This is a genomic window from Lactococcus cremoris subsp. cremoris NBRC 100676, assembly GCF_001591705.1.
In the GTDB taxonomy this organism is placed as follows: Bacteria; Bacillota; Bacilli; order Lactobacillales; family Streptococcaceae; genus Lactococcus; species Lactococcus cremoris.
Genome location: NZ_BCVK01000070.1, coordinates 1 through 11,938 on the forward strand (window position 1 = coordinate 1; position 11,938 = coordinate 11,938).

General features: G+C 34.9%; 11 protein-coding genes. 9 read left to right on the forward strand and 2 right to left on the reverse strand.

Annotation, left to right across the window (positions count from 1 at the left end):
- A partial coding sequence (locus tag LLA01S_RS12755; RefSeq protein WP_218006052.1) for a hypothetical protein occupies nucleotides 1-206 on the forward strand: 206 nt, incomplete at its 5' end.
- An 80-nt stretch (nucleotides 207-286) separates the two neighbouring features.
- On the opposite strand, the gene LLA01S_RS10730 is transcribed toward LLA01S_RS12755, so the two are convergent.
- On the reverse strand, nucleotides 287-991 hold the full coding sequence (locus LLA01S_RS10730; RefSeq protein WP_014572649.1) for an N-acetylmannosamine-6-phosphate 2-epimerase: 705 nt from the start codon (nucleotides 989-991) through the stop codon (nucleotides 287-289).
- A gap of 137 nt (nucleotides 992-1,128) precedes the next feature.
- Here LLA01S_RS10730 and LLA01S_RS10735 point away from each other — a divergent pair, with 137 nt between their 5' ends.
- The 7 genes from LLA01S_RS10735 to alsS all read left to right on the forward strand — a co-directional run bounded on the left by LLA01S_RS10735 (nucleotide 1,129) and on the right by alsS (nucleotide 9,998).
- Nucleotides 1,129-1,950, forward strand: coding sequence for a MurR/RpiR family transcriptional regulator (locus LLA01S_RS10735; RefSeq protein ID WP_021165388.1), 822 nt, complete (start codon nucleotides 1,129-1,131; stop codon nucleotides 1,948-1,950).
- A 62-nt stretch (nucleotides 1,951-2,012) separates the two neighbouring features.
- On the forward strand, nucleotides 2,013-3,383 hold the full coding sequence (rlmD, locus tag LLA01S_RS10740; RefSeq protein ID WP_011676170.1) for a 23S rRNA (uracil(1939)-C(5))-methyltransferase RlmD: 1,371 nt from the start codon (nucleotides 2,013-2,015) through the stop codon (nucleotides 3,381-3,383).
- A 44-nt stretch (nucleotides 3,384-3,427) separates the two neighbouring features.
- A complete protein-coding gene (locus LLA01S_RS10745) occupies nucleotides 3,428-5,035 on the forward strand; it encodes an NAD(P)/FAD-dependent oxidoreductase (RefSeq protein ID WP_061778297.1) in 1,608 nt (535 codons plus the stop codon).
- Between the two features lies 1 nt (nucleotide 5,036).
- Nucleotides 5,037-5,657, forward strand: a complete 621-nt coding sequence (locus LLA01S_RS10750; protein ID WP_061778298.1) for a class I SAM-dependent methyltransferase — start codon at nucleotides 5,037-5,039, stop codon at nucleotides 5,655-5,657.
- A gap of 65 nt (nucleotides 5,658-5,722) precedes the next feature.
- Nucleotides 5,723-6,895 carry an AI-2E family transporter gene (locus tag LLA01S_RS10755; protein WP_011676167.1) on the forward strand — a complete coding sequence of 391 codons (1,173 nt, stop codon included), beginning with the start codon at nucleotides 5,723-5,725 and terminating at the stop codon, nucleotides 6,893-6,895.
- Between the two features lie 27 nt (nucleotides 6,896-6,922).
- Complete coding sequence (locus LLA01S_RS10760; RefSeq protein ID WP_061778299.1) at nucleotides 6,923-8,179, forward strand: tetratricopeptide repeat protein; 1,257 nt, start codon at nucleotides 6,923-6,925, stop codon at nucleotides 8,177-8,179.
- A gap of 154 nt (nucleotides 8,180-8,333) precedes the next feature.
- On the forward strand, nucleotides 8,334-9,998 hold the full coding sequence (gene alsS / locus LLA01S_RS10765) for an acetolactate synthase AlsS (RefSeq protein WP_011835185.1): 1,665 nt from the start codon (nucleotides 8,334-8,336) through the stop codon (nucleotides 9,996-9,998).
- 106 nt (nucleotides 9,999-10,104) lie between these two features.
- Here the strand turns inward: alsS and LLA01S_RS10770 are convergent, their stop codons facing one another.
- Nucleotides 10,105-11,250 carry an MFS transporter gene (locus LLA01S_RS10770; protein WP_061778300.1) on the reverse strand — a complete coding sequence of 382 codons (1,146 nt, stop codon included), beginning with the start codon at nucleotides 11,248-11,250 and terminating at the stop codon, nucleotides 10,105-10,107.
- Between the two features lie 107 nt (nucleotides 11,251-11,357).
- On the opposite strand from LLA01S_RS10770, the gene LLA01S_RS10775 reads away from it, so the two are divergent.
- Nucleotides 11,358-11,756 (forward strand): winged helix-turn-helix transcriptional regulator, encoded by a 399-nt coding sequence (locus tag LLA01S_RS10775; protein WP_061778301.1) that lies wholly within the window; start codon nucleotides 11,358-11,360, stop codon nucleotides 11,754-11,756.
- Nucleotides 11,757-11,938: the final 182 nt, after the last annotated feature.

Consider the following 11,938-nt stretch of genomic DNA (forward strand, 5'->3'; position numbering starts at 1 on the left):
TACCATTCTTTTCAAAAGAAGTAAAAACGAGAAGTAAAAAGCTTATCTTACTCATTTCTTGCTTGCTCTTAGTTTCAGGGTTCTCTTTTACAAAGTTAAGACAGTATAGCGTGAGAGCAATGACTGATAGTCCTCAATACAAAAAAATATTAGTAAATAATTGGGAAAAGTCACAGCTCAATAAAGAAAATACAAACGAGAAATAAAAAAACATTATCAGTTAGATAATGTTTTTTTATTTACTCTAATTTTATATTCTTGCCTTAATGATTTTATAGATAAGTGATTATAGTTTTTCAACTGATTCAACTGCTTGAACAAAACGAGACGCGATTTCAAGAGGTCTAGTAATTGCACCACCAATAACCATTCCGTCTACTCCAATTTTTTGGACATACTGTGCCTGTTCGGGACTGTGAATCCTTCCTTCAGCGATAACGGGAATTTTTGCCTCAACTAACTTTTCAAGTAATTCAAAGTCAGGTTCATCTTGTTTTTTACTTTCTTCTGTATAGCCACTGAGAGTAGTTCCAACAAAGTCTACTCCAGCAGAATAAGCATTTTCACACTCTTTAAAATTTGAGCAGTCAGCCATTAAAAGTTGAGTTGGATATTTTTCTTTGATTTTTTTGATAAATTGATTAATAGTTAGCCCATCATGACGTTCTCTCAGAGTACAATCTAAGGCTATTACCTCACAAGAAGTAGCAACTAATTCATCAATCTCTTTCATAGTCGCTGTAATGAAGGACTTTTGAGGCAAATAATCTTTTTTAATAATACCTATGATGGGTAAACTTACCGCTTTTTGAATTTCTTTTATATCTCTGACCGAGTTTGCTCTGATAGCGACAGCTCCAGCTTGTTCAGCAGCTTTTGCCATCAAAGGCATAACTCCTCCATTTTCAGAATATAATGGTTCACCGGGTAAGGCTTGACAAGATACGATTATTCCACCCTTTATTTTTTCTAAAAATTGTTCTTTATTCATTCTCCGTTTATCCTCCATAAAATATGTTTTTGGATAATTACTCCATAATTAATATAGCATACGCTTACATTTTTGTCAATTATGATAAAATAAATGTAAGATACAAGAAATTATGAGTTAATTACCAAAGGAAAATTATGAAAATTGAAACAGTCATTAAAGAAAAATATGAATTACTTACTAAATCAGAAAAGAAGATTGCAAATTATGTATTAGCTTCAAAGGAGCGTATTGTTTATGGAACAATGAATGATATCAAAAAAGCAATCAAGGTTGGCGATGCAACCATAGTAAGATTTTGTCAAAAATTGGGTTATTCAGGATTTTCAGATCTTAAAATAGAAGTTGCTAAGGAAAGTTATTCTCAAAAGTCTTCTAATAGAACAGATCTGACCTTATTTTTTGATGAGAATGAAAATAGTATTATTGAGATTCTTCATGAAACAAAATCAAAATTAGATTTAGAACAATTTGAAAAAAGTTCAAAATTAATTTCTGAAGCTTCGGCTATTTATATTTTTGGGGTAGGTTTAAGCGGCAATACTGCGAAAGATTTAGAAGCGATGTTTCTTCGTATTGGAGTTCCAGTTAAAGCAATTAGTGACTCTCATTTTCAATTGCAAACAGCTGCCCTATTAAAAAAGACAGATTTAATCATTGGCATTTCATTATCCGGTAAGACATTAGAATTATTTGAATCCATTAAGATTGCCAAAGAACAAAAAGCTCAGATTATTACAATTACTAGCTCAGACTATTCACCACTTGCCCAACTTTCTGATATTAATTTGCAAACAGTGAATGAAGAGTTTTTTGATGGTGGCTCACTCACTGGAAAAATCTCACAATTATATATTTGTGAAATTTTGGTTAAAAATCACGAGCGACTTTATAAAGATAAATCAATTCAGAGTAGAGAAGCGATTATCAGAGCAGTTATGGATAAGACAGTTGAGTAACTTCTTTATTATTCAGCTTTTAGTGATGTTTGTTGAACCTTATTGAAATACTATGTTATAATATGGACATGACAAATTTCAAGAAAAACGATATATTTGAAGCAGAAGTCCTTGATTTGACACATGAAGGGCAAGGAGTGGTTAAAGTTGATTCTTACCCATTTTTTGTAGACAATGCCTTACCTGGTGAACGGATAAAAATGCGTGTTCTTAAAGTTGGAAAATCATTTGGTTTTGGGCGTGTGGATGAATTTATAAGCCAAAGTGAGCATCGCACGACTCAGTTAAATCTTGATTATTTAAGAACTGGGATTGCTGACTTTGGTCATCTGACTTATAATGAACAAGTAAAATTTAAACAAAAGCAAGTCGTTGATATTTTAAGAAAAACGGCTGGGAAGGAAGATTTCCCTGTTTCTCCAGTTATCGAATCTATTAAAACGATAAAATATCGAAATAAGGCACAGATTCCTATTCAAATGGTTAATGGGATTTTAACTACTGGATTTTATAGAAAAAATTCTCACTCATTAATTCCAGTCGAAGATTTTTATATTCAACATCCTGAAATTGATGCAGTTGTCCTTTTTTTGCGTGATGAGTTTCGGAAAATTAATTTACAAGCTTACGATGAAAAAACGCGCAAAGGTTGGCTACGAAATATTGTGGTTAGAAGAGGTTTTCATACAAGTGAAATGATGGTTAGCCTTGTTGTAACCAGTAAAAAACTCCCAGAAAATGTTGATTTGGTAATTGACAAATTAGTGGAGCATTTTACTAATATTAAATCTGTTCAACTCAATATTAATAATGGAACTGGCTCATTTATTTTAGGTAAAGAGTTCGTTTTATTGTATGGAAAAGATTTTATTACAGATTTGATGTTGGACAAAACTTATCAAATTTCTGCACCGGCTTTTTATCAAGTCAACACTCCACAAGCTGAAAAACTTTATGAAACAGCCTTTGAATTCGCAGAATTAAAACCAGGAGATATTGTTATCGATGCTTATTCTGGTATTGGAACAATCGGAATCAGCATGGCTGATCGAGTCGCTGAGGTTTATGGGATGGAAGTTGTTCCGGCTGCTGTTGAAAATGCAAAACGTAATGCTCAATTAAATGAACTTGAGAACACACATTATGAAGTAGGAACAGCAGAAAAAATTATGCCCAAGTGGCTTGATGAAGGAATAAAACCTGATGTTATTTTTGTTGACCCACCAAGAAAAGGGCTCGATGAAACTTTTATTAAATCAGCAACAGCAACTAATCCTCGGAGAATCGTTTATATTTCATGTAATCCTGCAACCTTTGCTCGAGATGTTGTACGTTTTGAAAACGAAGGCTATATTTTAGATAAAGTTCAACCAGTTGATTTATTCCCACAAACGCATCATATTGAACTTGTTGCTCGCTTTAATAAAAAATAAAAGAGGATAGTATTTTAGAAAATCCTAACCATAGAAAGAAAATCATGATTCGCATAACACAAATCAAAATTTCAATTGACGAACCTGTCAGTAAAGTTAAAAGTCTTGTTTTAAAAAAATTAAGGCTTCAAGAAGCTGACCTGCTCGATTATCGAATTTATAAAGAATCAATTGATGCAAGACACAGAGGCGAAATTGATTTTATCTATACTGTTGACATTAAACTTAAAGATGAATCCAAAATACTGTCTAAAAAAATTAAAAATGTTTCTTTAGCACCAGAACTAGACTATGTTAATCCGCAACTTGGAACTAAAAAAATGGTCAACCGCCCAGTCGTCATTGGATTTGGCCCTGCTGGAATGTTTGCTGCTTTACTTTTGGCTCAAAATGGTTATCGTCCAATTGTTTTAGAACGAGGCCAAGCAGTTGATGAACGTGTAAAATCAATTGACAAGTTTTGGCTTGAGGGGAAACTTAATCCAAAATCGAATGTTCAATTTGGTGAAGGTGGAGCAGGGACTTTTTCTGATGGAAAATTAACCAGTCGTGTTCGTGATTTACGTGGACGCAAGGTTTTAGAAGAGTTTGTTGAAGCTGGTGCCCCAGAAGATATCCTTTATAAGGCACATCCTCATGTCGGGACAGATTTATTACGTGATATTGTTAAAAATATCCGAAAACAAATTATCGAGTTGGGTGGGGAAGTCTATTTTGATGCTCAAGTTGAAGAATTTTTAATTGAAGATGAACAATTACAAGCAGTAAAACTTGCTGACGGAAAAATCGTTAAAACAAATCATGCAATTTTAGCCATTGGTCATTCAGCTCGTGATACTTTTTCAGAACTTTATGATAAAGGGGTAACAATTACCGCTAAACCCTTTGCTGTTGGAGTTAGAATTGAACATTCTCAGTCATTGATTAACAAGGCTCAATATAAAGGATTTGCTGACCATCCACGGTTAGGTGCGGCAGAATATCGTTTAACTCACAAGTCATCATCAGGTCGAGGCGTTTATACTTTCTGTATGTGTCCGGGAGGACTCGTTGTTCCGGCTGCCTCAGAAGAAGGTGGACTTGTCACAAACGGAATGTCTGAACATGCCAGAGACCAAAAAAATGCAAATTCCGGACTTTTAGTCCAAGTCTTCCCTGAAGATTTCTCAAGTAATCATCCACTTGCTGGAGTTGAATTTCAAAAAGAATTAGAACATAAAGCTTTTGAATTAGGCGGCTCTAATTATCAGGCTCCTGCACAACTTGTTGGAGATTTCCTTGACGGAAAAGCTTCCAAAGCAATGGGTTCGGTTGAACCAAGTTATGCTCTAGGAGTAAAACCAACAAATCTTGAATCATTATTCCCAGACTATGTTACACAATCTATGCGAGAAGCGATTGTTGGTTTAGATAAAAAAATGCACGGTTTTGCACTTTCTGATGCAGTGATGACTGGTGTTGAATCTCGTTCATCTTCGCCCGTCAGAATTAACCGTGATGAAGAAAATTTTCAATCAGTTTCAACTAAAGGAATCTATCCTTCAGGAGAAGGAGCAGGCTTTGCCGGAGGAATTGTTTCGGCTGGGATTGATGGTTTAAAATGTGCTGAAGCACTAATTTCTGATTTTGCAAAACCACTGACGGAGGTGTAAAATGGTTCCTAAATTTCATGATTACGAAAGAGAATCAGAAAATTTTTATGACCGTATTGCTAGCCAATTTGACCATAGTTTTGATGGATTTTTGGCCAGCTTTTTTAAAAGATTTATCCTTAAAAATCTAAAATTTGAACAAAATTCTAAGATTTTGGATGTCGGTTGTGCTAACGGAAAGCTTCTGGCGATGTTAAATGATAAAAAGAAAATTGTCGGTAGTGGCTTGGATATTTCGTCAGAAATGATTAAAGTTGCCAAAGCCCAGTATCCTAATTTTACTTTTGAACAAGGTTCTGCTCAAGAAATTCCCTTTAATAACGAGAGCTTTGATTTAATTATTTGTTCGGCTAGCTTCCATCATTTTCCAAAACCTGAGCGTTTTTTGATAAAAGCTGAATGCCTGCTCAGACCCAATGGAAGATTAGTGATTGCAGAAATTCACATTCCATTTATCACAAAAATTTATAATTGGTGGATTAACCGTTTCTCGACAGAAGGAGACGTGAAAGTCTATCAGCCAAAAGAACTGACAGAACTTTTCAATCAAAATGGTTGGAAAATTAATAAAAAAAAGATTTTTTTACAGATTCAATATTATGAACTTGAAAAAAATTACTGACAGGCTCCTCTTGGAACTTATTGACAAGTCTGTCAGTAATTCTAAAATAAGAATTAGGAAAAATTATGGAACAAGAACAACATCGCAGTTTTAAAGCCTCTTGGTTTTTCAAGTGGTTCATTAATAATAAAGTCGTTGCAAGTTTAGCGATTGTCCTTCTCTTTTTATTGAATATTTTATTACTCAATAAAGTTGGATTCATTTTTAAACCTGTCGGAGAATTTATTACAGTCATTTCTCTGCCAGTTATTTTAGCAGCAGTATTTTACTATTTACTTAATCCGATAGTTGATTTTTTGGAAAAAAGACGAGTTCCGCGTGTCCTGACAATTATTGTCCTTTTCTTAATTATCGCAGCTTTGATTGCTTGGGGCTTAATTGTTGCTATTCCAAATGTCATCAGCGGAGTAGACAATTTCGCGTCATCGGTCCCTCATTATGTTAACACTGCCCAAAAAGAGATTAATGCTTTAGCAAAAAATCCACACTTTGAGCAATTCCGACCACAAGTTGACCAATTTGCCAAATCAATTGGGAATCAATTGATTGATTGGTCAAAAACTTTCTCTGTTAATGCCGTAACGACTCTTTCACATCTCATCAGTAAAACTACAAGTATTTTGATTTCTTTGATTGTCTTCCCATTTGTTCTTTTTTACTTGTTAAGAGATGGTCAAAGATTAAATGGCTTTGTCACTCATTTGTTGCCCAATGATTGGCGTAAAGAAACATCAAAAGTCTTGCATGAAATTAATAGTCAACTTTCAAATTATGTGCGTGGTCAAGTCTTAGTTGCCATTGCTGTTGCCATTATGTTCATGATTGGGTTACCAATTATTGGATTGCGCTATGCAGTAGCCTTGGCAATTACAGCAGGTTTCTTGAACTTAGTTCCATTTTTAGGATCATTTTTAGCCGCTATTCCAATGGTAATCGTTGGTTTGGCGATTGGTGGACCTTTGATGCTTGTAAAAGTAATCATTGTTCTTATCATTGAGCAAACTCTTGAAGGGCGCTTTATTTCTCCTTTGGTTCTTGGAAAACAAATGTCAATCCATCCGATTACGATTTTATTTGTTTTACTGACAGCTGGTCAAATCTTAGGAGTTTGGGGAGTTCTACTTGCGATTCCATTTTATGCAACACTCAAAGTGATTATTGTTCACGTTTATGAATGGTATCGTGAAATTTCAGTCCTTTATCGTGAAGAAACAGCTACAGAAGAAGCTAAAGAGTAATTAATAGAATAAAAAATAAGGAGAAAAATGTCATATTCAGAAGATACAATTGACTTTTTACATCAGGGAGACCTGATTGGAATGCAAAATTCACTTGCAAAAGCATTAAAAAATGATAATAATGAAATGTTGGCTGACCTTGCCGAATATCTGCAAATGATGGGTTTTATTGATGAAAGTCAAAAAATTTATGACCAAATCATGTCTGAACACCCAGAGTCAACGGATTATCTGATTAATTTAGCAGAGATAGCTGAAGATAATGGTAATTTAGATGAAGCTCTGAACTATCTTTATCAAATTCCAGTAGACGATGAAAACTATATTGCTGCACTCGTTAAAATTGCTGATTTATATCAGTATGAAGGTGATTTTGAAACAGCAATTTCAAAATTAGAAGAAGCACGAGAATTATCAGATTCTCCGCTTATCACCTTTGCTTTAGCTGAATCTTTTTTTGAACAAGGTGATTATTCAGCCGCAATTACAGAATATGCCAAACTTTCAGAACGTAAAATTTTGCATGAAACAAAAATATCTATTTACCAAAGAATTGGCGATTCTTATGCTCAATTAGGTAATTTTGAGAATGCCATTTCATTTCTTGAAAAATCATTTGAATTTGATGAAAAACCTGAAACTTTATATAAAATCGCTCTTCTTTATGGAGAAATTCATAACGAAACAAGAGCTATTGCTAATTTCAAACGATTAGAGAAAATGGATGTTGATTTCCTGAATTATGAGTTAGCTTATGCTCAAACATTGGAAGCCAATCAAGAATTTGAAGCTGCACTAGAAATGGCACAGAAAGGTTTGAATAAAAATCCAAATGCCGTTCCTTTACTTCATTTCGCCTCAAAAATTAGTTTCAAATTAAAAGATAAATCAGCAGCAGAACGTTACCTCATGGATGCCTTGAACTTACCAGAGTTACATGATGAAACAGTCTTTCTACTTGCTAACTTGTACTTTAATGAAGAAGATTTTGAAGCGGTCATTAATCTTGAAGAACTTTTAGAAGATGAACATTTATTAGCTAAATGGCTTTTTGCAGGAGCACATAAAGCTTTAGAAAATGATTCTGAAGCGACTGCTCTGTATGAAGAACTCATCCAAACCAACTTGTCAGAGAATCCAGAGTTTTTAGAAGACTATATTGATTTTCTTAAAGAAATTGGTCAAATTTCTAAAACAGAACCAATTATTGAACAATATTTGGAACTCGATCCAGATGATGAAAATATGAGAAATTTGCTGACAGACTTAAAAAATAATTACTGACAAAGCTGTCAGTAATTATTTTTATTGTAAGCTAGAAAATTCACAAACTTGCGTCAAAATAATTGTAAAAGGGTCTATTATCTGATAAAATGATTGTGAAGTAATCCAAGAGATTATGAAATATGAATTAGAACAAATAGAGGTAAAATAAAAAATGTCTGAGAAACAATTTGGGGCGAACTTGGTTGTCGATAGTTTGATTAACCATAAAGTGAAGTATGTATTTGGGATTCCAGGAGCAAAAATTGACCGGGTTTTTGATTTATTAGAAAATGAAGAAGGCCCTCAAATGGTCGTGACTCGTCATGAGCAAGGAGCTGCTTTCATGGCTCAAGCAGTTGGCCGTTTGACTGGCGAACCTGGTGTAGTAGTTGTTACGAGTGGTCCAGGGGTATCAAATCTTGCAACTCCACTTTTGACTGCAACATCAGAAGGTGACGCTATTTTGGCTATTGGTGGACAAGTTAAACGAAGTGACCGTCTTAAACGTGCGCACCAATCAATGGATAATGCCGGAATGATGCAATCAGCAACAAAATATTCAGCAGAAGTACTTGATCCTGATACACTTTCTGAATCAATTGCCAACGCTTATCGTATTGCCAAATCAGGACATCCAGGTGCAACTTTCTTATCAATCCCCCAAGATGTAACGGATGCCGAAGTATCAATCAAAGCCATTCAACCACTTTCAGACCCTAAAATGGGGAATGCCTCTATTGATGACATCAATTACCTAGCGCAAGCCATTAAAAATGCCGTTTTGCCAGTAATTTTGGTTGGAGCTGGTGCTTCAGATGTCAAAGTTGCTTCATCATTGCGTAATCTATTGACTCATGTTAATATTCCTGTCGTGGAAACATTCCAAGGTGCTGGCGTTATTTCACATGATTTAGAGCATACTTTTTACGGACGTATCGGTCTTTTCCGCAACCAACCAGGAGATATGCTTTTGAAGCGTTCTGACCTTGTTATTGCTGTTGGTTACGACCCAATCGAATACGAAGCTCGCAACTGGAATGCCGAAATTGATAGCCGCATCATCGTTATTGATAATGCCATTGCTGAAATTGATACTTACTACCAACCAGAACGTGAATTAATTGGGGACATAGCAGCAACATTGGATAATCTTTTACCAGCCGTTCGTGGTTATAAAATTCCAAAAGGAACAAAAGAATATCTTGATGGCCTTCATGAAGTTGCTGAACAACACGAATTCGATACTGAAAACACCGAAGAAGGCAGAATGCACCCACTTGATTTGGTCAGCACTTTCCAAGAAATCGTCAAAGATGATGAAACAGTCACCGTTGACGTAGGTTCACTATACATTTGGATGGCACGTCATTTCAAATCATACGAACCACGTCACCTTCTATTCTCAAACGGAATGCAAACACTTGGTGTTGCACTACCTTGGGCAATCACAGCCGCATTGTTGCGCCCAGGTAAGAAAGTTTATTCTCACTCAGGTGATGGAGGTTTCCTCTTCACAGGTCAAGAACTCGAAACCGCCGTTCGTTTAAATCTTCCAATCGTTCAAATCATCTGGAATGATGGTCATTACGACATGGTAAAATTCCAAGAAGAAATGAAATATGGACGTTCAGCAGCCGTTGATTTCGGTTATGTTGATTACGTAAAATATGCTGAAGCAATGGGAGCAACAGGCTACCGTGCCCACAGCAAAGAAGAACTTGCCGAAATTCTAAAATCAATTCCAAATACTACAGGTCCTGTAGTAATTGATGTACCTTTGGACTACTCTGATAATATTAAGTTAGCAGAAAAATTATTGCCAGAAGAGTTTTACTGATAAAAAACAAGCAAATTGTGAAATAACAAAAATAAAAGAAGAAGTCCTTGAACCATTGTGTGTTCAGGGATTTTTTCATTTATTATTAATCAAAAAACAATTTAATTTAATGGAGTCCTTTAATGAGTAAAATCACGATGGCATAGGAAAAACTTGAAATAATGCCAAATATCCAAAAACCAAGTCCTTGATAAATAAGACCACCGACTATAAACGCGAGAGTCAGTCCGAGATAAAGAGCAGATGAATTAAAGCTCATCAAAGTTGAGCGATTTTGAGTAGATAAAGTCACAAGATAGGCAGAAATCGCGGTTACCCCCCAGCCCATAGAAAAGGCGAGCAAAATTAGAAATATAATGAGACCTAAAATACTGTTGCTAAACAGTCCTAAAGCCAATGTAAAGCTAAGTGAAGCACAAGCATTGAATAAAATTGACTTTACTCGTCCTAATTTGTTCATAATCACACCACCAGTTGAAGCAGCAATAAAATTTGCGGTGCCGTAAATTAGAAAAACTAGACCAGCTTTCCCACTACTAAAATTGAAATGCTCTGCTAAAAAACTTCCAAGGAAAGTATAGACTAGGTAAAATCCAAACATCCAAAAGAAATCTAGAAGAAGTGTATGAATCACATTTTTAGCTTTAAAAACATTTCTAAAATTGACCAAATAGCTAATTTTTTGATTTTGAGCAGTAGTATTTGGGATAATGGCTATTATAAGAATGAGCGAGAATACTGTAAGAACGGCCGATGCCCAAAAGGCACTATGCCAATTGCTTAGTTGAGAGAGAAAAGATCCAAGTGGGACACCGACTGCCACAGAAAGTGAAAGACCCGCCATTGAAATTCCCATAATTTTATTCATCAATTGCCCATTAAAATAACTACCAATGAATGCCCAGACATTTGGGAGAAATAGAGCAGCACCTAGTCCCGCAGCTGCACGATAGATGTAAAAAGTTGCAAGATTTGTAGCAATTGCGCAAAGAAGAGTAGCCCCTAAAAAAAGACTCATGCCGGTGATTAAAAGTTTACGTTTACTAAAACGGTCGCCTAAAGGGCCAAACAATGGAGCACCAATCATTTCACAAAGGGCATACGTTGTGACACCAAGGGCAGTTTGACTAATTGTTGCATGAAAGTCTTGAGCAATTTGTGGGAGTAATGGGCTGATGATAAAACTATCAACCCCGACGACAAAGACACCAAGGAAAAGTCCAGTGACGGTAGAAAAATTTTTAATGTTCATAAAGTCAGATTACGCTTTGTTTATTGAACTTTCAAGTGAACTTTTGGGAACTAAGTTACAAAGTTGATACTACTTGTGGGATTTTAGAAAAGTGGTAAAATGAGCTTATGGAACTTGAAACAGAAAATACTTTTATAAAACATAGTCAAATTCATGGAGAATTTTGTCCTTTAGATACAACAATCAAAATTTTGTCGGGTCGTTGGAAAACAATTATTTTAAATCGTTTGATGAAAGAGGAATTGCATTTTAATGAGCTTGCAAGACAGATTCCCGATTGTACGAGAAGAATGCTAGATTTACAACTTCATGAACTAGTTGAGGCACAAATCATTAGAAAAAATATAAACTTTGAATTGTTACCTGTACAGATTTCTTATGAATTAACAAATTTGGGAAAATCACTTTTACCGATTGTTTGGACAATGAACGACTGGGGAATACAATATATTAAAGAAGTGACAGGAATTACCGATGTGGACCCATCTTGTGAAGGAAAAAAATAAGAATTAATTCTGAACAACAATTAGATTTTATGATATATATGTATTCCAAATAAAAATAAGAAACGTATCAAAAATTAATCGTCTAAAACAAACAGAAATTTTTAGAATTTTTTATTAAATACAGCAAAAGTTCAAACTATTATGACCGGTAGACCGGTCATTTTTTTTAGACATTTCTTACT